Origin of the sequence: Leucobacter luti, from assembly GCF_004217175.1 — a bacterium.
GTDB lineage: Bacteria > Actinomycetota > Actinomycetes > Actinomycetales > Microbacteriaceae > Leucobacter > Leucobacter luti.
The window spans coordinates 143,139-168,849 of record NZ_SHKI01000004.1 but is presented as its reverse complement, the minus strand read 5'-3'; the positions used below and the strand labels follow the sequence as shown (position 1 = coordinate 168,849).

At 71.0% G+C, this 25,711-nt stretch carries 22 protein-coding genes and 1 riboswitch; of the genes, 18 read left to right on the top strand and 4 right to left on the bottom strand.

Going from position 1 to position 25,711, the window contains the following annotated elements; all coding sequences use genetic code 11:
- The first annotated feature begins 7 nt into the window (after window positions 1-7).
- Complete coding sequence (locus tag EV139_RS07120) at window positions 8-1,366, top strand: aspartate aminotransferase family protein (RefSeq protein WP_237464453.1); 1,359 nt, start codon at window positions 8-10, stop codon at window positions 1,364-1,366.
- A gap of 139 nt (window positions 1,367-1,505) precedes the next feature.
- On the opposite strand, the gene EV139_RS07115 is transcribed toward EV139_RS07120, so the two are convergent.
- Window positions 1,506-2,348 (bottom strand): Bax inhibitor-1/YccA family protein, encoded by an 843-nt coding sequence (locus tag EV139_RS07115; protein ID WP_130453652.1) that lies wholly within the window; start codon window positions 2,346-2,348, stop codon window positions 1,506-1,508.
- A 171-nt stretch (window positions 2,349-2,519) separates the two neighbouring features.
- On the opposite strand from EV139_RS07115, the gene EV139_RS07110 reads away from it, so the two are divergent.
- A complete protein-coding gene (locus tag EV139_RS07110; RefSeq protein ID WP_130453651.1) occupies window positions 2,520-3,542 on the top strand; it encodes a glycerophosphodiester phosphodiesterase family protein in 1,023 nt (340 codons plus the stop codon).
- 84 nt (window positions 3,543-3,626) lie between these two features.
- On the opposite strand, the gene EV139_RS07105 is transcribed toward EV139_RS07110, so the two are convergent.
- Window positions 3,627-4,628 carry an asparaginase domain-containing protein gene (locus EV139_RS07105; protein WP_237464452.1) on the bottom strand — a complete coding sequence of 334 codons (1,002 nt, stop codon included), beginning with the start codon at window positions 4,626-4,628 and terminating at the stop codon, window positions 3,627-3,629.
- A gap of 113 nt (window positions 4,629-4,741) precedes the next feature.
- On the opposite strand from EV139_RS07105, the gene EV139_RS07100 reads away from it, so the two are divergent.
- Window positions 4,742-7,306 carry an ATP-dependent helicase gene (locus tag EV139_RS07100; protein ID WP_130453650.1) on the top strand — a complete coding sequence of 855 codons (2,565 nt, stop codon included), beginning with the start codon at window positions 4,742-4,744 and terminating at the stop codon, window positions 7,304-7,306.
- Between the two features lie 143 nt (window positions 7,307-7,449).
- On the opposite strand, the gene EV139_RS07095 is transcribed toward EV139_RS07100, so the two are convergent.
- Window positions 7,450-8,079, bottom strand: coding sequence for a TetR/AcrR family transcriptional regulator (locus EV139_RS07095; RefSeq protein WP_130453649.1), 630 nt, complete (start codon window positions 8,077-8,079; stop codon window positions 7,450-7,452).
- A 211-nt stretch (window positions 8,080-8,290) separates the two neighbouring features.
- Here EV139_RS07095 and EV139_RS07090 point away from each other — a divergent pair, with 211 nt between their 5' ends.
- From EV139_RS07090 to EV139_RS07070, 5 genes are all read left to right on the top strand, one after another.
- Complete coding sequence (locus tag EV139_RS07090; protein ID WP_130453648.1) at window positions 8,291-9,274, top strand: GGDEF domain-containing protein; 984 nt, start codon at window positions 8,291-8,293, stop codon at window positions 9,272-9,274.
- Window positions 9,274-10,269 (top strand): GGDEF domain-containing protein, encoded by a 996-nt coding sequence (locus EV139_RS07085; protein WP_130453647.1) that lies wholly within the window; start codon window positions 9,274-9,276, stop codon window positions 10,267-10,269. Before EV139_RS07090 ends, EV139_RS07085 begins: the two co-directional genes overlap by 1 nt.
- Window positions 10,270-10,395: 126 nt before the next feature.
- Window positions 10,396-11,562: an ADP-forming succinate--CoA ligase subunit beta gene (gene sucC / locus EV139_RS07080; RefSeq protein ID WP_130453646.1), complete on the top strand. Its 1,167-nt coding sequence runs from the start codon at window positions 10,396-10,398 to the stop codon at window positions 11,560-11,562.
- Window positions 11,563-11,596: 34 nt separating this feature from the next.
- Entirely contained in the window at window positions 11,597-12,499 is a 903-nt protein-coding gene (sucD, locus tag EV139_RS07075) for a succinate--CoA ligase subunit alpha (RefSeq protein ID WP_130453645.1), read from the top strand.
- 280 nt (window positions 12,500-12,779) lie between these two features.
- Window positions 12,780-13,826: a hypothetical protein gene (locus EV139_RS07070; RefSeq protein ID WP_130453644.1), complete on the top strand. Its 1,047-nt coding sequence runs from the start codon at window positions 12,780-12,782 to the stop codon at window positions 13,824-13,826.
- A 69-nt stretch (window positions 13,827-13,895) separates the two neighbouring features.
- On the opposite strand, the gene EV139_RS07065 is transcribed toward EV139_RS07070, so the two are convergent.
- Window positions 13,896-14,648, bottom strand: coding sequence for a GAP family protein (locus tag EV139_RS07065; RefSeq protein WP_130453643.1), 753 nt, complete (start codon window positions 14,646-14,648; stop codon window positions 13,896-13,898).
- Between the two features lie 108 nt (window positions 14,649-14,756).
- On the opposite strand from EV139_RS07065, the gene EV139_RS07060 reads away from it, so the two are divergent.
- From EV139_RS07060 to purN, 10 genes are all read left to right on the top strand, one after another.
- Window positions 14,757-16,064: a sensor histidine kinase gene (locus EV139_RS07060; RefSeq protein WP_130453642.1), complete on the top strand. Its 1,308-nt coding sequence runs from the start codon at window positions 14,757-14,759 to the stop codon at window positions 16,062-16,064.
- Window positions 16,065-16,203: 139 nt separating this feature from the next.
- The gene (locus EV139_RS07055; protein WP_237464846.1) at window positions 16,204-16,890 is read left to right on the top strand and encodes a response regulator; all 687 of its coding nucleotides are present in this window, start codon (window positions 16,204-16,206) and stop codon (window positions 16,888-16,890) included.
- 57 nt (window positions 16,891-16,947) lie between these two features.
- Window positions 16,948-17,955 carry an ABC transporter substrate-binding protein gene (locus EV139_RS07050; RefSeq protein ID WP_157993009.1) on the top strand — a complete coding sequence of 336 codons (1,008 nt, stop codon included), beginning with the start codon at window positions 16,948-16,950 and terminating at the stop codon, window positions 17,953-17,955.
- Window positions 17,956-17,972: 17 nt separating this feature from the next.
- Window positions 17,973-18,794 (top strand): ABC transporter permease, encoded by an 822-nt coding sequence (locus EV139_RS07045; RefSeq protein ID WP_198677485.1) that lies wholly within the window; start codon window positions 17,973-17,975, stop codon window positions 18,792-18,794.
- Complete coding sequence (locus tag EV139_RS07040) at window positions 18,791-19,558, top strand: ABC transporter ATP-binding protein (protein WP_130453638.1); 768 nt, start codon at window positions 18,791-18,793, stop codon at window positions 19,556-19,558. The genes EV139_RS07045 and EV139_RS07040 overlap by 4 nt, the downstream gene beginning before the upstream one ends.
- A 93-nt stretch (window positions 19,559-19,651) precedes the next feature.
- The gene (locus EV139_RS07035) at window positions 19,652-21,505 is read left to right on the top strand and encodes a cell division protein PerM (RefSeq protein WP_130453637.1); all 1,854 of its coding nucleotides are present in this window, start codon (window positions 19,652-19,654) and stop codon (window positions 21,503-21,505) included.
- Window positions 21,506-21,512: 7 nt separating this feature from the next.
- Window positions 21,513-21,623: riboswitch (TPP riboswitch) on the top strand.
- The gene (locus EV139_RS07030) at window positions 21,617-22,741 is read left to right on the top strand and encodes a thiamine ABC transporter substrate-binding protein (RefSeq protein ID WP_130453636.1); all 1,125 of its coding nucleotides are present in this window, start codon (window positions 21,617-21,619) and stop codon (window positions 22,739-22,741) included. It overlaps the preceding riboswitch by 7 nt.
- 3 nt (window positions 22,742-22,744) lie before the next feature.
- Window positions 22,745-24,469, top strand: a complete 1,725-nt coding sequence (locus tag EV139_RS07025) for an ABC transporter permease (protein ID WP_130453635.1) — start codon at window positions 22,745-22,747, stop codon at window positions 24,467-24,469.
- Window positions 24,469-25,014: a nucleoside/nucleotide kinase family protein gene (locus EV139_RS07020; RefSeq protein ID WP_130454000.1), complete on the top strand. Its 546-nt coding sequence runs from the start codon at window positions 24,469-24,471 to the stop codon at window positions 25,012-25,014. The genes EV139_RS07025 and EV139_RS07020 overlap by 1 nt, the downstream gene beginning before the upstream one ends.
- Window positions 25,015-25,097: 83 nt before the next feature.
- On the top strand, window positions 25,098-25,706 hold the full coding sequence (purN, locus tag EV139_RS07015) for a phosphoribosylglycinamide formyltransferase (protein ID WP_130453634.1): 609 nt from the start codon (window positions 25,098-25,100) through the stop codon (window positions 25,704-25,706).
- Window positions 25,707-25,711: the final 5 nt, after the last annotated feature.

The window sequence follows — 25,711 nt, the reverse complement described above, 5'->3', positions numbered from 1 at the left end:
ATCGTCGATGACGCAGGACGCAGGATCGGCTGAGAAGCGCCGTTCGATCATGGTCAACGCCTACGACGGCGCGGCCGCGACCGGGCTCGGCGCGGCCGACCGCGAGCTCATCGCCCGCCGGGAGCGCGTGCTCGGGCGGCCCTACCGCCTGTTCTACCGTGAGCCGGTGCACGCGGTCCGCGCGGCCGGCGCGCACCTGTTCGACGCGAGCGGCGCCGACTTCCTCGACGCCTACAACAACGTGCCCGCGGTGGGCCACAGCAATCCGCGGGTGCAGGCCGCCGTGGCCGCGCAGCTGGGCACGCTGAACACGCACACGCGCTACCTCACCGACGGGGTGATCGACTACGCGGAGCGGCTCACCGCGCTGTTTCCGGCCCCGCTCTCGCAGGCGGTCTTCGCCTGCACGGGCAGCGAAGCCGTCGACCTGGCGCTCCGCATCGCGCGCCGGGTGACGGGCGGCGAGGGCATCATCATCACCCGCAACGCCTACCACGGCACCACGAGTGCGGCGGCGGCGATCTCCCCGAGCCTCGGCCCGGGCAACGAGATCCCCGAGACCGTGGCGCTCGTCGACGCCCCCGACTCCGTGCGCGGGCCCGGCGGCGACGCGGCCGGAGCAGCGTTTGCGCAGCAGGTCGAGGCGGCGATCGCCGATTTTGCGGCGCGCGGGATCCCGTTCGCTGGAATGATCGTCGATTCGGTGCTCTCGAGCGACGGCCTGCGGCTCGCGCCGCTCGGGTTTCTCGCCCGCGCCGCAGAGGTGGTTCGCGCCGCCGGCGGGCTCTACATCGCCGATGAGGTGCAGCCCGGGTTTGGGCGCACCGGATCGTGGTGGGGGTTCGAACGGCACGGCCTCCTGCCGGATCTGGCGGTGCTCGGCAAACCGATGGGCAACGGGATCCCCATCTCCGCCGTGATCGGATCGCCGGAGCTCTTCGACCGCTTCGGCGCCGAGGTGCGCTACTTCAACACCTTCGGCGGAAATCCGGTGAGCGTCGCCGCGGCCAACGCGGTGCTCGACGAGATCGAGGAGCGCGGCCTCCTCGCCCACGCCGAGCGCGCGGGGGAGCGGCTCGCCTCCGGGCTCCGCGAGATTGCATCCTCCGCGGGTGACGGCCGGGTGGCCGAGGTGCGCGGTGCCGGGCTGTTCCTCGGTGTCGAGTACGTCGACGCGGCGGGGGCGCCGGATCCGGCCGCGGCGCTCGCGGTCGTCACCGGCCTGCGCGAGCGGCGGATCCTGGTGAGCGCATCCGGCACGTTCGAAAACGTTCTGAAGATCCGACCCCCGCTCGTGTTTGACGACGCGGACACCGAGCGTTTCCTTGACGGGTTCGCAGCCGTCAGCGCGGACCTCGGCGGCTGACTCGCTCCGGTCGAGCCGCCCGAAGCCGGCCCTCCGTGCCCGGTCCCGCTGCCGAATCACTCCCCGCAGACGACAACACCGCGGGGGCCCGGCATGTGCCAGGCTCCCGCGGTGCGGTGTCGGTTCGCGGAACCGGAGGTTAGTCGCTGCCGCGCAGAATCGCGAGGATGCGCAGGATCTCCACGTAGAGCCAGATCAGCGTGACCATGAGGCCGAACGCCGCCGACCAGGCCCACTTCTCGGGAACGCGATTGCGCACGCCGTTCTGGATCAGCTCGAAGTCCATGACGAGCGAGTACGCGGCGAGGAACACCGCGAGCAGGCCGATGCCGAGGCCCAGCGGGATGCCGAACACCTGGACGCCGCGCATGCCCCACGGGTCGGTCGATGCGCCGGTCCACATCATGATGAGGTTGATGAGCGAGAAGACCATGTACCCGACCATGGCGATGAGCACGATCTTGGTCATCTTCGGGCTGGTGCGCACCTTGCCGCTGCGGAACAGCAGCAGCGTGACGCCGAACACCGAGAGCGTGCCGATCACGGCCTGCGACACGATGCCGGGCCACTGGCCCTCGAACACACCGGAGATGCCGCCGAGGAACACGCCCTGGAACACCGCGTAGAGCACGATGAGCGGAACGCTCGGCTCCTTCTTGAACGAGTTGACGAGGCCGAGCACGAGGCCCACGATCGCCGCGGGGAGCGCGAGCGCCGGCATCATCCAGCCGACCGCCGCGGTCGCGAGCACGATCACGAAGAGGAGGACAGTCTTCGAGATGGTGTTCTCGTAGGTCATCGGCTTGTCGGACGGCGCGATGACGGGCGGCTGCGCGCCACCGAGGCCAGCGTCAGCGGCAGGCTCATCGACGCCCGGGCGCTGCGTCTGCGCAGCGGGCTGATCGTAGATGCGGCGCAGCTCGTCAGCGCTGAGGGTCTTGCCGTTGAGTGCTGGGTTCTTGCTGAGAGCTGGGTTGCTCATGCGTCGGGATCCTTTCCTGGCGACTGAAGATATGACAAGCCTATCGAGCGCGGGTGTCTGAGTAGCTGGGACTTTGGCTCGTGTTCGTGCACGGCGTAGCGCGGGGCGGGCTCAGCGCCGGGACCGACCGGGCCGACCGGTTCGCTGCCGGCCGTGCTCTACGCTTGAGTCATGTCACAGCGCGCGGCCGGGGGTCCGCTCATCATCGGCCACCGCGGGGCCCCCGGCTATCGGCCGGAGCACAGCGCCGCGGCGTACCGCCTCGCCTTCGAACTGGGCGCCGACGCGGTTGAGCCGGACATCGTGGTGACGCGGGACGGCGTGCTCGTGGTGCGCCACGAGAACGAGATCTCCGGCACCACCAACGTTGCGGATCACCCCGAGTTTCGCTCGCGCCGCACCACGAAGACGGTCGACGGGAAAAAGCACACCGGGTGGTTCACCGAGGATTTCACCTGGGCTGAGCTGTCGACGCTGCGCTGTCGCGAGCGTCTCGCGCGCGTGCGGCCAGACAACCGCGAGTTCAACGACACCGAACCGATCTTGCGCCTCCGCGACGTGCTGCGCATCGTCGAGGAGGCCGGTGAGGCGGGGACGCAAACGCCGCGGGTCGTCATCGAAATCAAGCACGCCCACTTTCTGCTGCAGCAGGGGCACGATATCGGCGCGCTGCTCATCGCTGAGCTCGCCGCCACCGGGTGGAACGAGCGTCCCGACCAGCTCATCATCGAATCGTTTGAGCTCGGCGTGCTTGAGAGCCTCAGCCGCGCCCGCGTGCGCGCGACCCTCGTGTTCCTCACGGAGCGGTTCGGCACCCCGCCGGACGAGCCGCGCCCCGGTCGCCCCACCCGCAGCTACGGCTGGTATCGCAGCGACGACGGACTTGCGTTCCTCGCGCAGCGGGTCGACGGCATCAGCGTTGCAAAGGGAAACCTGATCCGCGTCAACGCGCTGGGCCGCGCGACGGGGCCGACCGACCTCGTGGCGCGGGCGCACGCGCGCGGGCTGCTGGTGTTCACCTGGACGCTGCGTCCCGAGAACCGCTACCTCAACGTGAGGTTTCAGTCGTCGCTCCGCGGCGCTGAGTGGGGTGACTGGCAGAGCGAGTTCGGGCTGGTTGTGGATTCCGGGGTAGACGGGATCTTTGTCGATCACCCGGACCTGGGCGTGGCGATCCGCGACGCGGGCGCGTAGGGGTCCGGGCTCGGCGCGCACCCGGGATCGGAACACACCAGAGCCCGGCATGCCCCCTGGTACGCAGAACCCAATGGCCCCCGGCTACGGGCGCGCGGCCCCAGCGCACTCCCCGACGAGGTTGCGCTCAACGAGCTGGCGCAGCTCGGCCCCGCGGAAGCCCCGGTCGAGGAGGTACCCGAGCTTCGCGATCGCTGCCTCGACCGTGAGGTCCGAGCCGTCGATGACGCCGGCGCCGGCGAGTTCCTGCCCCACGGCGTAGCGCGCCAGATCGACGCCGCCAGTGGCGCACTGCGTGATCGCGATCACGGGGAGCGCCGCGCAGATTTCACGCAGGGCGGCCGGCATCCCGAGCCGGGCCATGGGCGCGTTGCCGCTCCCGTAGCACTCGAGCACCAGGCCGTCCGGGCGGCCGCCCACTGCCGCTCGCACGGCGTCCACCGTCACGCCCGGCACGAATCTGAACGTGAGGATCCGCGCCGGTCCGGAGACGATCGCGTCTGCCGGCGGTGCCGGGAGACCGGCCGGGTCCGCCCCGAGGGGCGCTTCCGCCCGGAACGCGGTGAGCGCGCGGCTGTCGTGCTTCGTTGCGCGCACGGCCGGGAGGAGCGCGCCACCGAACGCGATCGCGACCGGTGAGCCCGGGGCCGCCTTGACCGCGGCGCGGATCGCGAGCGTGAGGTTGTCTCGTGCGTCAGTGCCGGCCGCGCCGTGGGCGAGCTGGCTGCCGGTGACTACCACGGGGACCCCGAGATCGCCGAGCTCGAACGCGAGCCGCGCCGCGGTGTACGCGAGCGTGTCGGTGCCGTGGAGGATCACGACGCCGCGGGGGCGGTGGGTGCGCACGCGGGCGCGGATCGCGCGGGCGATCTTCGGCGCCGTGTCGCTGTCGGCGTTTGCGCTGTCGATCGGTGGCAGCAGGTGGTTGATGCGCGGTGCGATGCCCAGCGGTGCACAGATTACGCCGACGAGCTGCTCAAGGATCTCGGGGAAGTCGGGATCCGGGGCGAGACCCTGCTCGGTCGCGCGCATCCCGATCGTGCCGCCGGTCGCGAAAACAAGGACGGACGGCGCAGACATAGACATGCGTCCATTCTGGCGGAACGCGGGCCCCGCTGCGAGCCGGTGCGGGTGCGGCCGTCGATCCGTGGAGCTGGCGGATCCCAGTGTCAGCGGTGCCGCCTAGACTGGACCCCACAATGAGCGACTTCGAACTTCTGGATCCCGGCGCCCCGCTCGGCGGTGCCTTTGGCGGCGTTGACCCCCTGCTCGAGGGGCTCAACCCCGCGCAGGAGCGCGCGGTGATCGCGCGCGGGCCGGCACTGCTGATCGTTGCCGGCGCCGGATCAGGAAAGACGCGGGTGCTCACGCACCGCATCGCGCACCTCATCCGCGAGCGTGAGGCCTGGCCGAGCCAGATCCTCGCGATCACGTTCACCAACAAGGCGGCCGCCGAGATGCGCGAGCGTATCGCCGGGCTGCTGGGCGACGCCGCGGAGGGGATGTGGGTCTCCACGTTCCACTCGGCGTGCGTGCGGATCCTGCGCCGGGAGGCCGAGCGCTTCGGCTACGTCGCGGGCTTCACGATCTACGATTCCGCCGACTCGCGCGCGCTCCTGAAGCGCATCATCAAGGAGCTCGACGCCGACACGTACGGGTTCACGCCGGCCAACTCGGGGTCCAAGATTTCCCGGCTCAAGAACGAGCTCACCGACGTGGACACCTACGCGGCCACCGCGGTCGAGGGGGATCCGCGCGAGCGACTGTTCATCGAGATCTTCCGCACGTACGAGCAGGAGCTGCGCCGGGCCAACGCGTTCGACTTCGACGACCTGATCGGCCAGACCGTGCACCTGTTCCGCGCGCACCCAGATGTGGCGGCCGTGTACCAGCGCCGGTTCAGGCACATCCTCGTCGACGAGTATCAGGACACGAACCACGCACAGTACTCGCTGATCCGCGAGCTCACCAAGCCCGTGGCCCCGGAGGAGGTCGAGCGGCTCGTGCCGCCGGCGCGCGAGCGCGAGCTCGACGATTCGGGCCGCATCCCCGGAGCGAGCCTCACCGTGGTGGGCGACTCGGACCAGTCGATCTACGCGTTCCGCGGGGCCGACATCCGCAACATCGTCGAGTTCGAGCGCGACTTCGTCGGCGCCGAGGTGGTCAAGCTTGAGCAGAACTACCGCTCCACGCAGAACATCCTGTCGGCCGCCAACGCGGTGATCGGCAACAACTTCGATCGCCAGGAAAAGAGCCTGTGGACCTCCGAGGGCGACGGGGCGAAGATCGTGGGCTTCACCGGCTACTCGCAGCACGACGAGGCGCGCTTCGTTGCCGAGGAGATCGAGGATCTGCACCGCGAGGGCCTCGACTACAACGACATCGCCGTCTTCTACCGCACGAACTCGCAGACGCGAGCGCTCGAGGAGCTGCTGATCCGCGCCGCGATCCCGTACCGCGTGCTCGGCGGTACGAAGTTCTACGAGCGCGCCGAGGTGAAAGACGCGATGGCGTACCTCACGAGCATCGCCAACCCGTACGATCCGATCACCTGGTCGCGGCTGCTTGGCGCCCCAAAGCGCGGCATCGGTCCCATGGCGGAGGCGCAGCTCGCCAACTTCCAGGAGGCGCAGGGCATCAACTTCCACGAGGCGATGCTGCGCTGCGGTGAGCTCTCGTTTGGCCCCAAGGTGCGCGCGTCGATCCTGGGGCTTGGCGACCTGCTCAGCCGCGCCTCGCGCATGGCGGTGGGCGGCGGGGCCACCGACGCCTCGGCCGCCCCGGGAGAGGACGCGGCAGAGAAGCAGCCGGCGCCGGTGGGCGACCTGCTCAAGCTCATCCTTGACGAGACCGAGATGATCGAGAAGCTGCGCGCGCGCCGCGACCCGCAAGACGACGCGCGCGCCGAGAACCTCGAGGAGCTGCTCGCCGTTGCCCGCGAGTTTGACGTGAAGCAACCGGGTGCCGGGCTGCTCGCGTTCCTCACCGAGGTGAGCCTCGTGGCCGCGGCCGATGATCTCGACGATTCGAGCGGCACGGTGTCGCTCATGACGATGCACACGGCAAAGGGCCTCGAGTACCGGTCGGTGTTCATCACCGGCGTCGAGGAGGGCCTGATCCCGCACCAGATGTCTGTTGACGAGGTGGGCGGGGTCAACGAGGAGCGGCGGCTCATGTACGTGGGGATCACCCGCGCGCGCGAGCGGCTCTACCTCACGCTCGCGTCGACCCGCGCCACGTTCGGCGACGTGTCCGTCGCGATGCCGTCGCGCTTCCTTCAGGAGATCCCTGAGGGGCTCATCGACTGGCGGCAGTCCCCGGGAGAGGTGACCAGCCGCGGCGGCACCGCCTCCCGCGCGCTCAACGCCCCGGCGCGCCCCGGCAGCGGGTACTCGCGCAGCAGCGGCCGCAGCACCGAGTCGGCCGTGTCGTTTGGCTCCGGGGGATCCGGATCAGCCGCGGTGTCCGAGCCCGCGAGCGGCAACATGCAGTCGGCGCTCGAGCAGTGGCGCGAGCGGAAGCGGGCGGCGAAGGCCGCGCAGGCGGCGGGCGGCGGCTTCCCGAACACGATCGGCGCGGGCACTCGCGACAACGGTGATCTCGAACTCGAGATGGGGGACCGGATCCGCCACGACGACTACGGCGAGGGCCGGGTCACGAGCGTCACGGGGGCCGGCACGAAGCGCATCGCGCACGTGGTGTTCGACTCGGTCGGTGAGCGCAAGCTGCTCGTGAAGCTCGCGCCGATCACCAAGCTCGACTAGGCGCCGCGTGGCGCGGTCTCGCCCGCGAGGCGCGGTTTCGCCCGCGAGGCGCGGCCGCGCCGGGGGCTTCGCCGCGCTCAGAGCTGCGTGCGGCACGCGGCACGCTGCACGCTGCGTGCCGAGCCGCGGCGCTACCTGCAGGACTAGCCGATGAGGGCGCGGTACTCCTGGATCGCGCGCGTGAAGTCGCTCTCGTCTGCGGTCACGTCGCCATCCTCGGTGGTCCACTCAACCATCTGCGTGGTGATGATGCCGTGCACCAGCGACACCGCGAGTGCCGCCTCGCGCTCGGGCGCTCCCAGGCGCGCGTGCTCGGGGTGGGCGTGCAGCCAGGCGGCGGCGGTCGCGGTGAGGGCGTACCCGGACTCCAGCAGTGCGGACATGGTCATGCGTCCGGCGATAGGCTGCTCGGTGACGAGCTGCACGCGCAGGCGGGCGACCTCGGTGTTGACGTAGTTGTGGCCGATCGCCGCGAAGAGAAGCCTGAAGATTCCGAGCGTGAGATCGTTGGGACTGCTGTCGAGGATGCCGAAGGCCTCGGTGCCGTCGGGCAGGTTGATGGCGCGACCCACGATCGCGTAGTCGCGCGCCGCAAAGTAGTTGAAGAACGTGCTGCGCGAGATGTCCGCTCGCTCGCAGATCGCCTCGACCGTCACGTTCTCAACACCGAGTTCAAGGGCGAGTGAGACTGCGGACGTCTCGATCGCGTTCTCCGTCGCGCGGCGTTTGCGGGCGCGGAGCCCTTCGGGCTTCGAAACTCCAGTGGTGGTCACTCGTGTCAACTCCGGCCGAAGCCGGGTCGGGGGAGTGCTCGGGTGTGAGCAAGGCTTCGGCTGAAACGAGTGTACTGACAGAGGCTGAGAAACCGCGAAATCGTCTCTTCCTCATGAAAAGTCTTGGCTTTTCCTAGGGGGAAGTGTGTACGCTACCTGTGGGGAATATGGGACGGCGTGTTTTGGCGCGCGGAAAACGGGGCGGTGCGGCATGTCGGGGGTGTTGAGCCGGCTGCGTCGACGGCAAGACGCGCACTCCTACTACCTCACGTTTGCGGCGCTCCTGCTGAGCCTCACCCTCGTCGTCGACGTGGTCTTCCACCACAACATGGACAATCGCTGGTTCGTGTGGGTCCTGCTGGTCTTCTGCCTGAGCGGGGCCGCCGCAACCTTCGCTTTCGGACGCCGGGTCCCGGTCTGGGTCGGTGTGGTCTCGGTGCTCGTGTTCCTGATCGCTCAGGCATACTTCTTGAGCCGCTCCGACGACCCGGCCTCGGTGATCGCATCGGTGCAGCAGCTTCCGGTGGTCGCGTTCTACCTCGGCTGGTTTGTGCGGCCGCGGCTGGCCCTCGCGCTGATCACGACCTGCGTGATCGTGTTCAGCTGGGTGATGGCCGAAAACCCGCTGCTCTCCGTCACCGGGGCGATCGGCACCCCGGTCGCCGTGCACGGCATTCTCGGCATGCTCTTCTGCTTCGCCGCGGGGATGTTTCTCTGGCGCCGCCAGATGCGCGTCGCCACCGTCGACCCGCTCACCGGGGCCTACAACCGACAGGGGATGCTGGATCGGCTCGAGTACCAGCTCGGCAAGCGCTCACTCAACCGTGTGCCGCTGAGCGTCGTGGTCGTCGACTTCGATCGGTTTAAAGAGCTCAATGACTCTCGCGGGCACGCGGCGGGCGACCTCGTGCTGAGCCACACCATCGGTGCCTGGCGGTCGGAGATTCGCTCCGGCGATGTCATTGCCCGGCTGGGCGGCGACGAGTTCGTGCTCGTGCTGCCGCGGGCGAACGCGCTCGAGGCGCAGGTCATCGTCGACCGCCTGCGCGAGGTATCCGAGCACCCGTGGACCTGGGGTGTCGCTGAGGCGGTGCCCGGCGAGAGCGCCGAGGCGCTGCTCGCGCGCGCGGACGCCACGCAGTTTGAGTGGAAGCGCGTGCGCCGGGAACGCCAGCACCGAGAGGGGCTTCCCTAGTGCGCGCCATCTCCCGCGGTTTCAAATACGTGCAAGACCTCTGCGTACGGTTCGTGCGCTGGCAGACGCCGTTCTCGTTCGTGAGCGCCCTGATTCCGATCCTGCTCGCGCTCGTGTTCCTCGCGGACATCCTCTTTCCGCACCCCGAGTTTCATCGCGCCTCGGTGCAGCTCTGGATCTCCGTCTACATCGTGGCCGGCATCTTCCCCCTCGTGCTGGGGCACCTGTACCCCACGTGGGCCGGGATGCTCATGGTCGCGCTCGTAGAGATCTGGTCCTCCTTCTTCCTGCTCTACGCCCGGCACCCCCACACTGAGATCAACGCCCTGCTTGAGCTCCCCGCGATCGCGCTGTACGTCGGGTGGTTCTTCCCGAGCGTGATTGCTCGCGTCTTTATGGGGTTGAGTATTCTGCGGGTCAGCTCCGCGCTCGTGTGGAACCCGAACCTCGGCGCCAACCTGGGGTCCGCGGGGATCATGGTGAGCTACGCGGTGCTCATCGCGCTGTTCTGCTTCGAGGCTGCCCGCGCGGTGCGCAGGCAAGGCGAGACGCAGTCGCTCACCGATCCGCTCACGGGCGCGCTCAACCGGCGCGGACTGATCGCGGCCGGAGAGGAGCTGCGCGAGCGGGCACGGCGCGCGCGCGAACCCGTCACCGTCGCGATCATTGATTTCGACCGCTTCAAGCAGCTCAATGAGCACGGCGGCCACTCCGCGGGCGACGAGGCCCTGCGCGATTCGGTGGCGCGCTGGTCGGCTGCCGTTGGCATGCGCGGGATCACCGGGCGCACCGGCGGAATCGTGGCACGGCTCGGCGGTGACGAGTTCGCCGTGGTGTTCCGCCAGGGCTACGTGGAGGCGCAGCAGCAGCTCGAGCGCGTGCGCGAGGAGTCGCCCTACTCCTGGTCGTGGGGGCTCGTCGCGGTGGGGGCCACGGAGGAGCTCGACGACGCAATCCAGCGCGCGGACGCCCTCCTGTACGCGGCCAAAGAGTAGCCGCCGACGCGCTCTGGGCGGGCGCCCTCTCAGTCCGCAGAGTGGTAGGCTTCTGCGTGGTCGACTTATCTCGACATCGAGACATTTTCTGCCTCGCGTCCCTAGACCCCAACCAAAGGACAGTACGTGGATCTGTACGAGTACCAGGCACGAGACCTCTTCGAAGAATATGGAGTGCCGGTGCTTGCCGGCATCGTTGCCGACACCCCCGAAGAAGCGCGCGCCGCCGCCGAGAAGATTGGCGGCGTTGTCGTTGTCAAGGCTCAGGTGAAGGTCGGCGGCCGTGGCAAGGCCGGCGGCGTGAAGGTCGCCAAGAACGCCGATGAGGCGTACGCAGCTGCAGAGGCGATCCTCGGCCTCGACATCAAGGGCCACGTCGTGAAGCGCGTCATGGTCGCCGCGGGCGCAGACATTGCACAGGAGTTCTACTTCTCCGTGCTGCTGGACCGGGCAAACCGCTCCTACCTCTCGCTGTGCAGCGTCGAGGGTGGCATGGAGATCGAGGTGCTCGCGGTTGAGAAGCCCGAGGCACTCGCCCGCATCGAGGTCGACCCGATTCAGGGCATCGACGCCGCAAAGGCCGAGGAGATCGCGCGCGCCGCGAATTTCCCGGAGGAGCTCGTGGGGAAGGTCGCCGCGGTCTTCGAGAAGCTCTACGCGGTGTACGTCGGCGAGGACGCCACGCTAGTCGAGGTCAACCCGCTCGTGCTCACGGGCGCCGGCGACATCGTTGCACTCGACGGCAAGGTCTCGCTCGACGAGAACGCCGACTTCCGGCAGCCGAAGCACGCGGAGCTCGCCGACAAGGGCGCCGAGGATCCGCTCGAGGCGAAGGCAAAGGCGCAGGATCTGAACTACGTGAAGCTCGACGGCGAGGTCGGCGTGATCGGCAACGGCGCAGGCCTCGTGATGTCGACGCTCGACGTGGTCGCCTACGCCGGCGAGAACCACGGCAACGTGAAGCCCGCGAACTTCCTCGACATCGGTGGCGGGGCCTCGGCTGAGGTCATGGCTGCGGGGCTCGACGTGATCCTCGGCGATCCGCAGGTCAAGTCGGTGTTCGTGAACGTCTTCGGCGGCATCACCGCGTGCGACGCCGTGGCGAACGGCATCGTGGGCGCGCTCGAGAAACTCGGCGACGCGGCGAACAAGCCGCTCGTGGTGCGCCTCGACGGCAACAACGTCGAGGAGGGGCGCCGCATTCTCAACGAGGCCGCGCACCCGCTCGTCACGCAGGCCGCCACCATGGACGAGGGCGCCGATAAGGCCGCCGAGCTCGCGAACGCGCGCTAGCCCACCGACGAGACTCACGGAAAGAAGCAACAGAATGTCGATCTTCCTGAACAAGGATTCAAAGGTCATCGTCCAGGGCATCACCGGCGGCGAGGGCACCAAGCACACCGCACGCATGCTCGCGGCCGGGACCCAGCTCGTTGGCGGCGTGAACGCGCGCAAGGCCGGCACCACGGTGTCGCACGTCGACGCCGCGGGCAACCCCGTCGAGCTGCCCGTCTTCGCGACGGTCGCCGAGGCAATGGCCGCGACCGGGGCCGACGTGTCGGTCGCGTTCGTGCCGCCGGCCTTCACGAAGGACGCCGCGGTCGAGGCAATCGACGCGGGTATCGGCCTGCTCGTGATCATCACCGAGGGTGTCCCCGTGAAGGACTCCGCCGAGCTCTGGGCGCACGCCAAGGCGACCGGCGGCAAGACCCGCATCATCGGGCCGAACTGCCCGGGCATCATCACGCCGGGCGAGGCGCTCGCGGGCATCACCCCCGCAACGATCACGGGCAAGGGGCCGATCGGCCTCGTCTCGAAGTCGGGCACCCTCACCTACCAGATGATGTACGAGCTGCGCGATCTCGGGTTCTCCACCGCGATCGGCATTGGCGGCGACCCCGTCATCGGCACCACGCACATCGACGCGCTCGCCGCGTTCGAGGCTGACCCCGAGACGAAGGCGATCGTGATGATCGGCGAAATCGGCGGCGACGCCGAGGAGCGCGCAGCCGAGTACATCAAGGCGAACGTGACGAAGCCGGTCGTCGGCTACGTTGCGGGCTTCACGGCGCCCGAGGGCAAGACCATGGGCCACGCAGGCGCCATTGTCTCCGGCTCGGCTGGCACCGCCCAGGCCAAGAAGGAGGCCCTCGAGGCCGCCGGCGTCAAGGTGGGCAAGACCCCCACCGAGACCGCCGAGCTGCTGCGCGCGGCGTTCGCGGCACTGTAACCGCTCACTGCACACCAGGCCCGTCCGGCACCCGCCGGGCGGGCCTGGTGCGTTTCAGCGTCTGCGCGCTCGCGCGGAGCCCCGCCCCGAACTCGCGCAGGAGATCCGAACTCAGGCGGGCGAAACGCGGCGAGCGCGTCCGCCTGAGTTCGGATCTCCTGCACGAATTCGCGCGTCACGCACCGACACACGCGCGTCCGGCCGCCCCGCGGTGGGCGATACTTGACCAGATGCCGGTTCGCGGCAGCCAGGCCACCACACCGCAGGGAGCGCACACGCTATGACTCAGCCGCAGGGAGCCCACCTCGTGGGCAGCATCAACTTCGATGACGCCGAGACCACGATGCGCACGGCCGCGGCCGAGCTCGGCGGCCACCTGAAGCGGATCCCCGACGGCGAGGTGGGGGAGCGCTTCCACTGGATCGCGTTCCAGCCGGGCCGGCTCGCGCAGAGCGAGGGGATCGAGCAGGTGGGCGACACCCCGATCCCGCTGCGCATGCTCGACCTGCGTCCCGTGCGCATCGCCGAGGGCACCGATCCGGCCTCGCTCGTGCTCGCCCCGCTCGGCTACGCGGAGGCGGCGCTCGAATCGTGGGAGACGTTCGCGGCGCTCAAGCGCGAGGGCGTGATTCCCGCGGGAACCCGGTTCCAGGTGGCGCTCCCCACGCCGCTCGGTGTGATCGGCAGCTTCGTGCGGGCCGAGGATCGCGCGGCGTTCGAGCCCGTGTACGAGGCCGCGCTCGCCGCAGAGCTCGACCAGATCCTCGCCGCGATCCCGCACGCCGAGCTCGCGATCCAGTGGGACGCGGCGCTCGAGTTCGCGATCCTCGAGCAGACCAGCTACGCCGGCACCCGCTACGAGTGGTTCGACGATGCGTGGGCGGGCACCAGCGAGCGCCTCGCCCGCCAGATCGACCGCGTGCCCGCGGCCGTCGAGGTGGGGGTGCACCTCTGCTACGGCGACGTTGCCGAGCGGCACTTCGTCGAGCCGAGCGACACGGCACACCTCACCCGCTTCGCAAACCTCGTTGCCGCGGCAGCTCAGCGCCCGCTCACCTGGCTGCACCTGCCGGTCCCGATCGAACGCGACGACGCGGCGTACTACGCCCCGCTCGCTGAGCTCGCGCTGCCCGAAGAGACCGAGCTGTACCTCGGTCTGGTGCACCGCGAGGACGGCGCGACGGGTGCAGAGCGCCGGATCGCGGCCGCGCGCGAGCACGTGACGCGGGAGTTTGGCGTGGCAACCGAGTGTGGCTTCGGCCGCGCGCCCGAGGGCACCACGGTGCCGCTGTTCGAAGCGCACCGGGCGGTCGCCGCGGCCTGGTAGCGCCGGGCGCGGCCCGGCCGCGGTGCCCCGCCAGTCCCGCGCATCGCCGCGTGTGCGGAATGAGCGGGGCTACGCGCCCACGAGCGGGAGCTCGACGCCGAGGTTGGTGGCCGCCATCCGCGCGAGCAGGAAGCCGACGATGCCGAGCAGCCACGCGGTGTTCTCGGGCCCGGTGCGCTGCAGCCACCCGCTGAAGCGCCGCAGCGGCGCCTCGACCGCTCGGGCCGCGACGACGCGCGCCCCGAGTAGCGCGAGCGCGGGCACGATCATCACGAGGCAGTACCCCGCGAGCAGCGCGATGCGCCCACCCTGTTCAATCTGGGCGCCCGCGAGCATCGTCATGCCGAGCAGGTAGGGGAGCATCCCCGCGATCTCGATCACACCCGCGGCGATCGCGACCCCCATCACGGCGCCGCCCGTGGCGCGCTCGTCGAGCAGCCGCCCGCGCCACGTGACCAGCCGCCCGCTGGTGGGGAGCGCGCCGCCCGACTCCGTGCGGCGGCGGGAATCGGCCACCCCGATCGCGATCCCGCCGATCAGCAGGGCGAGCCCGGCCACCAACAGCAGTGTCTGCCCGGCGGTGCTGTCCACGAGCCCGCGCGCGACGTCGATCACGCTGACGAGCCCCAGCGTGAAGAGCACCCCGATCGCGAAGTAGAACGCCGTGATCGTGGCGAGGTAGAGCGCGACTCGCCCCGTGCGCGGCCGCCCCGGGGCGATGATCAGAAACAACGGGATGACGAGCGTGCCGATGCTGAGCCCGTCGACGAGGGCGAGGATCGCGAGTGCCGCGGGGAGCGGCAGCGAGGTGAGCATGTCCATGGTGCAAGCCTCGGGCGAGTGCGCGGCCCGCGCATCGGGACGATGGCTGAGGCGGCATCGTTCTTTGGTCGGAGGCGGTGCGGGCAAATTCCTGTTTTGATAGGACGCATGGACGGGGACGAGGGAGGGCTGCCGCGCCGGCGTCGCATCGCGCCGTGGCAGATCGCGGCGCTGTACGCAGTGCTCGCGATTGTGCTCGCCGCGCTTGGCTTTGGCGGGCTGTGGCGCGACCTCTCGCTGCTGCCCGAGCCCCCGGCATCGCGCTGGGCCTCGCTGGTCACCGCGCTCCCCGCCGCGGCGACCGTGCTGCTGCGGCGGCGCGCACCGCGGCTCGGGCTCGGGCTCGCCGCTGGGATCTTTCTCGCCGATGCGCTCACCGTGGGGGGACTCGTCCCGCTGCTCGTGGTGCTCGAACTGCTGCACGCGGTGATCCTGCGCCTCGCACAGCGACAGCGCGCCGCCGTGCTGAGCTGGGGGATCGCGGTGCTCGTGGCCGTGGCGCTGTCAATCCAGGCGCTGCTGGGCGACGTGCAGCTCACGGTGCTGATCGCGCTGCAGCTTGGCGCGCTGTTTGGCACCACCTACTGGTACGCGAACTCGGTGGCGCAGTCCCGCGAGCTCGTCGCCCTGTACCGGCAGCGCGCGACCGACCTTGCGCGGCTCACGGAGCTCGATCGCGCCGCCGCGGTGCGAGACGAGCGCGAGCGCATGGCGAGCGAGCTGCACGACATCGTGGCCGGGCACGTCGCTGCGGTCGCGATCCGCAGCGAAGCAGCGCTGAGCCTGCACGGGCCAGCGCACCCCAGCGCGGCGGCCAGTGCCGCCGCACCCGCACCCGCGACCCGCGCCGAGGACGCACACCCCGAGCGCTCGGCACTGCGGGCCGTGCGCGACTCGAGTCTGCAGGCACATGAGGCCCTGCGCACCATGATCGCCGTGCTCCGCGACGACCCGGCCGCCCCAGCCGCGGCACCGCTCGGCCGCGCGCAGCTTCCCGGGCTGGTCGCTGAGGCGCGACGCTCCGGCCTCAGTGTTGAACTGCACGACGGCGTCAGCTCGGCGCTACCGGCCGCCGTGGATCAGCGCGTTGGCCGGATCGTGCAGGAGGGCCTGGCGAACAGCGCGAAGCACGACTCCGGGGCCACCGTCGCGGTGCACGTCGCGCTGCGCGGCGGCGGTGTCCACGTGCGCGTGGTGTCCCGTGGCGGCCGCGCCCTCGACGACGCGGGCCTGCGCGGCAACGGACTCGGCCTGCGCGGCCTCGCCGAGGGCGTCGGGGCAATTGGTGGGCGGTTTCGCGCCGGCCCGGTGGGGTCGGCCTGGGAGGTCGTCGCGTGGCTGCCGCTGCCCGAATCAGAGCCCGGCGGGTGCCGGCCGGCGGGGCGCGGAGCGGTGCTGGGTGATGAGCGTGCGTGACGGGGGCGCGGAGCGGTCCAACGCCGTCGCTGGCGCCACCCCGAACCTCCCGCCTGCCGCGGGCACAGACGCCGAGGAAGCCGCCGGTGTGGGCGTCGCAGCACCGGCGCCCACCGTGCTGATCGCTGACGACCACGCGATGATCCGGGAGGGCCTGCGCATGATTCTCGAGCGGCACGGAATCGTGGTGGTGGGGGAGGCAGCGGACGGCGCCGCCGCGGTGGGCAACGCGCGGGCCCTCACGCCCGACGTGGTGCTGATGGACCTCCGCATGCCCGGCACCGACGGGATCGCGGCCACGCGGCAGATCGTCACCGAGGGCACCGCCGACGTGCTCGTGCTGACGAGCTTCGACGAGGACGAACTCGTGTTCGCCGCGATTCGCGCGGGCGCGGCCGGGTTCCTGCTGAAGACCACGGAGGCGGCCCCGCTCGCCGACGCGGTGCGCCGGGTGGCGGCCGGCGAGGGCGCGCTCGATCCGCGAGTGACCCGCCGCGCGCTCGCGGCGCTCGCGAGTGCGAGCGCCGCCGAAGCGGAGCCCGCCGCCGCGCCAACCGGGGCGAGCGGGTTCGAATTCCTCACCGGCAGGGAGCACGACGTGCTGGCGGCGCTCGCCGCAGGGGAGTCGAACTCGCGGATCGCGGCGCGGCTCGGGATCGCGATTCCCACGGTGAAAACGCACGTGTCGAGCATCCTGGCAAAGCTCGGCGCGGAGAGCCGCACCCACGCGGCCGCGCTGCTGCGCGAGGCCGGCCCCGCGGCGGCGGCCCGACGAGGCGAGTCCGAGCACCAGGCTGCGGCGAGCCAGCGGCCCGGTCTCGCATAGAATAGCCAGGTTGCGCCGTCGCGAATGCGCGCCGGCACCCGCTTCGAAAGGACCGCCGTGACCCGTCGTATTCTCCGTTCGCTCGCTGTCACCGCCGCGGCGACCGCCGCGCTCGCGCTCGGCCTCGCCGGGTGCGCGGCACAGCCCGCCGACTCCGACGGGGAGGCCGCCGCCTCGGGCGAGGCGATCCGTATGGGCACGCAGCCGTGGCTCGGCTACGGCCAGTGGTATGTGGCCGAGGACCAGGGATTCTTCACCGACCGCGGCGTCGACGTCGCGCTGTCGAGCTTCAACGCGGATGCCGACGTGAACGCGGCGCTCGCCGCGAACCGCCTCGACATGGCAAACGTGGGCGCGCAGGCCGCGCTGCAGTTCATCGAGCAGGGGCTCGACGTATCGATCGTGCTGATGCTCGACTCTGCGACGGAGGCCGACGCGATCCTGAGCGGCCCCGGTGTGAGTGAGGTGACGGATCTCGCCGGGAAGAAGGTCGCGTTCGAGCGCGGGGCGACGAGCGAGATTCTGCTCGCCGAGGCGCTCGACGCCGCGGGCATGAGCTTCGACGACGTTGAGGTGGTTGAGGCGTCCGCCGACAAGGTCGCGCCGATGCTGCTCGCCGGGCGGGTCGACGCCGGCGTCACCTACGAGCCCTACGTGAGCGAGGCGCTGGGCGCCGACGCCGGCGTGAGTGCGCTGGTCACCGCGGGCGAGTTCCCCGGTCTCATCACCGACGTGCTCGTGGTCCGCAACGAGGTGCTCGATGAGCGCCCGGACGAGGTGCGCGAGGTGCTCGGCGCCTGGGACGATGCCGTGACGTTCACCGCGGATCACACCGCGGAGGCGCGCGAGATCATCGCGACGGGTGTGGGGTCGGACGTTGCCGACCTCGAGACCGCCTTCGACGGCGTGCACTACTACTCGCTCGCCGAGAACCGTGAGCTGCTGACCGGCACCTACCTCACCGAGACGCTCCCCGCACTGATCACGGTGTCTGAGCGGATCGGCCTGCTCGAGGCCCCGGTGGACGCGAAGACGGCCGTCCGCGCCGAGTTCCTCGGCGAATAAGCGCGAGCCTCGAACCAGTGACCTCTCCTTCACCCGTGGCGACGCGGCCCCGCAGGCGGCTGCGGATCGGCGACCGACTCTCGCGCCCCGCCTACGTCGGCACCGCCGTGGCGACCTTCGTGGTGCTCATCGCCGTGTGGTGGCTCGTGAGCGCCACCGGCCTCGTCGACCCGATGTTTCTGCCCGGGCCCGGGGCGGTGCTGGGGGCGCTCGCCGAGCAGGCCGCCAGCGGTGAGCTCTGGGCCGACATCGGCGTGAGCTCGTTCAGGATCCTCGTGGGCTTCTCGCTGGCGACCGTGATGGCGGTGCCGATCGGCACGCTCATGGGGGTCAACGCGCGGATCGAAGCGGCGCTCGAGCCGCTCATGGACTTCATCCGGTACATGCCGGTGGTGGCGTTCGTACCGCTCACGATCGTGTGGGTGGGGATCGACGAGAGCCAGAAGTTCCTGATCATCTGGATGGGCACGTTCTTCCAGCAGGTGCTCATGGTCGCGGACGCGGTGCGCCGCACCCCGCGCACGCTCGTGCGCCTCGGGGAAACCCTCGGCCTGAGCTGGGCGCAGCTGCTCACCCGGATCGTGGTGCCCGCCGCGCTGCCACGCATCTGGGACGCGCTGCGGATCACGCTCGGCTGGGCCTGGACCTGGCTCGTGGTCGCCGAGCTCGTTGCCGCGTCGAGCGGCATGGGGTTCAGAATCACCGTGGCGCAGCGGTTCTTCGAGACCGACCTCATTATCGGGTACGTGTTCGTGCTCGGCATGCTCGGCCTCATCCTTGACCAGCTCATGCGCGCGGCCGGCCGTCGCATGTTCGCCTACCAGGAGGGTCGCGCGTGACCGCCACACAGACGCCACCACGGATCCGCGTCGCGGGTCTCACGAAGCGCTTCGGCGACGTGACGGCGCTCGACGGGGTCGACCTTGAGGTCGGCGAGAACGAGTTCGTCTCAATCGTCGGTGCTTCCGGCTGCGGCAAGTCGACGCTGCTGTCACTGATCGCCGGGCTCGACGATCCGACCTCCGGCACGCTCGAGGCGGCCGGGGTGCCGATCACCGGCCCCGGGCGGGATCGCGGCGTCGTCTTCCAGCAGGCGACGCTGATGCCGTGGCTCACGGTGCAGCAGAACGTCGAGTTCGCCCTCCGCGGCGAACCGGGGCTGTCGCGCGCGGATCGGGCGGATCGCGCGCGAGAGTTCATCGGGCTCGTGGGGCTCGACGGCTTCGAATCCTCCCACCCGGCGCAGCTGTCCGGCGGCATGCAGCAGCGCGCCGCGCTCGCGCGCTCGCTGAGCTATGGCCCCGACGTGCTGCTCATGGACGAGCCGTTTGGCGCGCTTGACGCGCTGACCCGCCGCACCATGCAGGAGCTGCTGCTTGAGGTGTGGGAGCAGCACCGGCTCACGGTGCTGCTGGTGACGCACGACATCGACGAGGCCGTGGTCACGAGCGACCGGGTGGTCGTGATGAGCCCGCGGCCCGGCCGCGTGCAGCGGATCGTCGCCGTGCCAATCCCGCGCCCCCGCACGCTCGCCTCCGAGCGCACGGCGGAGTTCCGGGAACTGAGCGACGAGATCCTCGGCCTGATCCACGCGGGCGCCTGAGCCGCGCGCGAGGCCGCGCGGCGCGGTGGCTGATCGGGACCGCAGCCGCGTGGCCGGGCCCGCGCGCAGGACGCGCAGAGTAAGCTTTCGGCAATGAGATCCTTGGTGACAGCGGTGATCGCGGCGATCGAGGCGGCTGCCACCGCGGCCGTGGGCTATGCCGTGGTGGTGGTGCCCGCGCTCCTGCTCTGGACGATCACCTTCGGGCTGGGTGCTGAGCCCGCAACGGTGTTCGCGGGCGCCGCGGGGACCTGGGCGCTCGCGCACTTCACGCCGCTGACGTTCACCCTCACGCCAGAGGTCGCGCTCTCGTTCGGGCTCGCCCCCGAACAGCTCTCGTTCGTACTGAGTCTGGCTCCGCTCGGGATCACCCTGATCACGGCTGGGCTGGCCACGCGCGCCGGCTGGCGGCTCGGTGCGCGCGGCGGGGTCGGCGCCGCCGGTCTCCTCGGCGGCCTGCTCGGATTCGGCGGCGTTGCGCTCGTGCTCGCCGGCATCGCCAGCCCGTTCGTGACGCGGCCAGACGCCGGGGTCGCCGTGGTGGCCGCGCTTGTTTACACCGCGCCCGCCGCGCTCGCCTTCCTGATTCGCGCCGCGCGTGACGAGCACCCCTGGTGGGGGGCCGCGGTGCGGCAGGTGCAGCGCTGGGTTGACCGCGCGAGCATCCCCGGGGCGGCGGCGCTCCCGCTCCGCGCCGCGGAGGCGCTGCGTTTCGCGGGCGCCGCGGTCGCGGGGGTGGTGCTGCTCGCGGCGGTGGCGGTGACCGTCGCGCTGCTCGGCGGCTACGGCGAGATCGTCGCGCTCACGCAGCACCTGCAGCTCGACCCGCTCGGATCCCTGCTGCTCTTCCTCACGCAGCTTGCGCTCCTCCCCGTCGCACTGCTCTGGGCGATCGCGTGGCTCACGGGGGCCGGCTTCGCCGTCGGCGCCGGGAGCTCGGTGACGCCGTTCGAGACCCTGCTCGGCCCCGTCCCGGCGCTGCCGCTGTTCGGGGCAATCCCGCAGGGCTGGGGGAGCCTGGGCGGGCTCGCGCCGGCGCTCGTGGTGCTCGTCGGCCTTGCCCTCGCCGTTCTGCTGGGGCGCAACGCGGATCTGCGGCGCTCGTCATGGCCGGTCGCGCTGACGATCCCCGTGCTCGCGGCGGCAGCCGCCGGGGTGGCGCTCGCCGGCCTGACAGCCCTGAGTACGGGCGCGATCGGCCCGGACCGGCTCGCTCAGACGGGCCCCTCGCCGTGGCTGGTCGGCGGACTCGCGGCGGCGGAGCTCGGCGGCGGACTGCTGCTCGGCACGGTCGCGCTCCGGATCGACGCGAGTCGCCTCCGGGGCGCGCTCCCGGACGCGATGCCCGAGGCCGTGCGGCGCCTGCGTGGCACGGGAAGCTCCGCGCGGGACGGCGCGGGGACGGATCGCGCCGGGGTGTTTGCCGCCGATCCGTTTGCGGAGACCGAGCTCGATCGCGGAAACGATCCGGACGCGACGCGGGAGGTCGATCCGCTCGCGACCGAGCGGATCGATCCGCTCGACGCCGCGGCGACCGTGGACCTGACGGCGGCGCAGGTCCCACGCTCCCTGCGCGAGCCGGAGCCCGGCCTGTCGGCGGATCCGGAGTCCGAGCTGGTGGCGGATCCGGAGTCCGGGCCGGCGGCAGATCCGGGGTCCGGTCGTGACTCCGAGCCCGCGGACGATCCCGAGTGGCCCCCGGAGCCGGCCGCCGAACTCCCCGCGGACCCCGCCGCGACACCGCACGGAGACGCGGCCGGTGACCCGGACGACGACGCGGCCACGGACCCCGCGACGGACCCCGTGGCCGCAGCGGAGGACGAGGGGATTACCGAGTCCGAGGCGCTTCGTGCGTACTCCTGGGAGGACACGGGAGAGCTGGGCCAGGACGCGGAGCCGGGCGGGGAGTCGCGCCGGGGTTGGCGCTGGCCGCGCTCCGGGCGCTAGGGTAAGAGACGCAATCCACGGGAGTCCCGGCGCGCGGGGCTGAGAGGGAGCACGCGAGCTCCGACCGTTCAACCTGATCTGGTTCATACCAGCGGAGGAAGGGACTCTTCAATGACGCTTGCACACACTCGGACCGCACCCCGGTTCACCGCCAGGATGGCGCTCCCGGCGCTGGCCGCCGCGCTCGGCCTCGCGCTCGCGGGCTGCGCTCCGGCCGCGTCCAGCGGCGCGGCCGATGCCGACACGGGAGCGGTGACGCTCGCGGTGCACGACTCGTTCCCGAACGAGGAGTTCGCCGCCGCCGCGAGCGCGGCAACGGGCTACGACGTGACCGTGGTGTCGGCCGGCGACGGCGGCGAGCTCACGAACAAGCTGGTCCTCACGAAGGGGGCGCCGATCGCGGACGCATTCTTTGGCGTCGACACGATCTTCGCGTCGCGGCTGGTGGCACACGACGTGGTTGAGCCGTATCGGCCGGCCGGCCTGTCTGCGGGCTTCGACGACATCGCGATCGGTGCGGACGGCGGCACGGGAGTGGCCGACACGGCGGCGCCGTTCGCGCTCACCCCGATCGATCAGGGCGCCACGTGCGTCAACATCGACCCCGCCTGGTTCGCCGAGCACGGGGTCGCCGAGCCGAAGAGCTACGCGGACCTCGCGAAGCCGGAGTACGCCGACCTCACGGTGCTGCTCGACCCGACCGCCTCCTCAACGGGTGCCTCGTTCCTCGTCGGCACCGTTGCCGCGTTTGGCGAGGACGGCTTCGCGGCGTACTGGCAGGACCTCATCGACAATGGCGCGCGCGTGGAACAGGGCTGGAGCGACGCGTACAACGGTCAGTTCACACAGGGCGGTGGCGACGGCACCAAGCCGATCGTGGTCTCCTACGGTTCTTCACCGGCGTTCACGGTGAGCGAAGACGGCACCGAGACGACCTCGCGCGCGCTGCTCGACACCTGCTCAAATCAGGTCGAGTACGCGGGCGTGCTCGCCGGGGCCGCGAACCCCGAGGGCGCACGCGCGGTGATCGACTACCTCGCCTCGAGCGAGTTCCAGGCGACGATCCCCGACGCGATGTACATGTACCCGGTCGATCCCGATGTGGCGCTGCCCGAGGCATGGGCGAGCTTTGCGCCGCAGCCCAGCGAGGCCCAGCTGAACGACCTGCCGAGCGACGAGATCGAGCGCGGCCGGGAGGGCTGGCTCAAGACGCTGAGCGAGCAGATCGGGCTCTAGCGGGTGGCGGCGGCGCAGCGGGGCGGCGGGGCCTGGGTCGTTGCGGCCTGGACCCTTGCCGTCGCGCTCCCGCTCGCGTTCCTGCTGCTGTTCTTCGTGTGGCCGGTCGTGTCGCTGATCGCTACCGGATTCGTCACCGACGGGCGCGTGGACCTGAGCGGGGTCCCCGAGGTGTTCGGCGCTGCGCGAACGTGGCGTGTGATCGGCCAGACTCTCGCGCAGGCGAGCCTTGCGACGATCGTGTCGGTAGCCCTGGGGGTGCCCGCCGCGTACGTGCTGTACCGGCTCGACTTTCCCGGCCGAGCGCTGCTGCAGGGGCTGATGACCGTGCCGTTCGTGCTCCCCACCGTGGTGGTCGGCGTTGCGTTCTCGGCGCTGCTCGGTCCGGGTGGCCCGCTCGCGGCGCTCGAGCTTGAGCGGAGCCTCCTCGCGGTGGTCGTGGCCCTCGCGTTCTTCAACGTGACCGTGGTCGCGCGCACGGTGGGGAGCTTTTGGGCGCGCCTCGACGAGAGCGGCAACCGTGCCGCGCAGGTGCTCGGCGCGAGCCCGGTCCGGGCATGGCTCACGGTCACGCTCCCCGCGCTCGGGCCAGCCCTCGCGTCCGCGGCGGCGCTCGTGTTCCTCTTCTGCTCCACCTCGTTCGGGATCGTGCTGATTCTGGGCGGGCGTGAGTTCGCGAACGTCGAGACCGAGATCTACCGTATGACGGTGCAGTTCCTCGACCTGCGCGGCGCCGCGGTGCTCTCGCTCGCACAGTTCGCGCTCGTTGGCCTGGTGCTTGTGGTCTCCTCGCGGCTCCGCGACGCGGGCGAGCGGGCCGTGCAACTGCTTCCGGACGGGCAACGGAGTCGCCGCCCGGCGCTGCGCGACGTCCCGCTGCTCATCGTCTTCGCCGCGACGATCCTGCTGCTGCACGCGGCCCCGATCCTCACGCTCGTGCTGCGCTCGCTGCGCACCGGGGCCGGAGACTGGACGCTTGGAAACTACGCGGCACTGGTGCGCCCGCCGCCCGAGTTCCCAGTGCAGGGTTCGGTGCTGAGTGCGATCTGGTTGTCGTGCAGGATCGCGTTCGTCGCGGCGCTCATCGCGATGGTGCTCGGCGGGCTCATCGCGCTCGTGCTGTCGCGCCGCCCCGCGAGCCCGGCCGCTCGGCGCGGGCAGCGCCTCTTCGACGGCGTGGTCATGCTGCCGCTCGGGGTGTCTGCCGTGACGCTCGGCTTCGGGCTGCTGCTCACCATGCACCGCCCGCTCGGGATTGGACTCGACCTGCGCACCTCGGCCGCGCTGATCCCCATCGCGCAGGCTCTCGTGGCGCTGCCGCTGGTGGTGCGGGTGCTGCTGCCCGTGCTGCGCGGGATCGACCCGGCGCTGCGCTTCGCCGCCACGACGCTGGGCGCCGGTCCGGGCGCGGTGCTGCGCACCATTGACCTCCCGCTGCTCGGCCGTTCCGCGGGGCTTGCGCTCGGGTTCGCCTTCGCCGCGTCGCTCGGCGAGTTCGGCGCCACCTCGTTTTTGGTGCGCCCCGGCGAACAGACGCTCCCCGTGGTGGTCGCCGAGCTGATCGGGCACCAAACTCCCGGAGCGTACGGTGCGGGACTCGCGGGGGCGGTTGTGCTGGGAATGGTCACCGCCGCCGCTATGCTCGGTGCCGAACGGCTCCGGTTGGACCGTTCGGCTGGGGGGAGTCGCGCAAGCGGCAGCTGGGCTGGTTCGAGAGTGGAATTTTGATGGGTTTGCACAGGTTACACGCGGTCGTGATCGACGGCCGCTCAGGAGCCGGGAAGACCGTGCTCGCGGATCGGCTTGCCAGTCGCCTCCGCGGGGTGGGGCGCGACGCACAGATCCTGCGTGTCGAGGATCTCTACCCCGGGTGGGACGGGCTTACCGCCGGCTCCCGGTCCGTGACCGATGCGCTGGGCGCTGGCAGTTACCGCCGCTTCGACTGGAACCGCGGCGAGTTCGCCGAGCGGGTCGAGCTCGACCCCGGGAAGCCCCTCATCGTGGAGGGCTGCGGGGCGGTGACCGCCGCGAACCTTGAGGCGGTTCGAGACTGGGTTTCGACGCACGGCGCGCGTGCCGCCGCCACCGAGCCGGGGGCGGACTCGATCTGGAGCGTGTGGCTGGATCTTCCCCGCGAGGAGCGCCGCACCCGGGCGCTCGCCCGCGACGGCGCCGCGTACGCGCCCCACTGGGACCGCTGGGCGGCCCAGGAAGACGCGCACTACGCCGATCACGCACCCTGGGAGATCGTGAACGAGGTGCTGCGGGGGTGAGCCAGCCAGGTCTGGCGGGGCGCCGCCCCGGCCGCCCACCCGTGCCGTGCCCACCGCCCTCTCGCCGCGGGTAGACTGATCAGGTGCTGAAACTCGCAGTTTTGATCTCCGGCGGCGGCAGTAACCTCAAAGCGCTGCTCGACGCCACCGCCGACCCCGAGTTCCCGTCGGAGATCGTCTGTGTCGGTTCTGACACGGACGCCCCGGGGCTCGCCTACGCGACGGCGGCCGGGATCCCCACCTTCGTGATCCGCCCGAGCGACTACGACTCCCGTGAGGAGTGGGGGCAGCTGCTCGCCGCCGCGATCCAGGAGCACGGCGTGGGCACCGGCCCGAACCCGGGCCTCGTGGTCTCCGCCGGGCTCATGCGGATTCTCCCCGCGGGCTTCGTGCGCTGGTTCTCGCCCCACCTCATCAACACGCACCCGGCACTGCTGCCGGCCTTCCCGGGCGCCCACGCCGTGCGCGACGCGCTCGCCGCCGGTGCCACCGAGACCGGCGTCACCGTGCACGTGATCGACGAGGGCGTCGACACCGGGCCCGTGCTGCGGCAGGTCGCGGTCCCCGTGCGTCCCGGCGACACCGAGGACGAACTGCACGAGCGCATCAAGCGCGAGGAGCGCCCGCTTCTCGTGGCCACCGTGCGCAACATCGCGACCGGCGAGCTCGACCTCGCCGCCGTCCGCTCATAGCCACC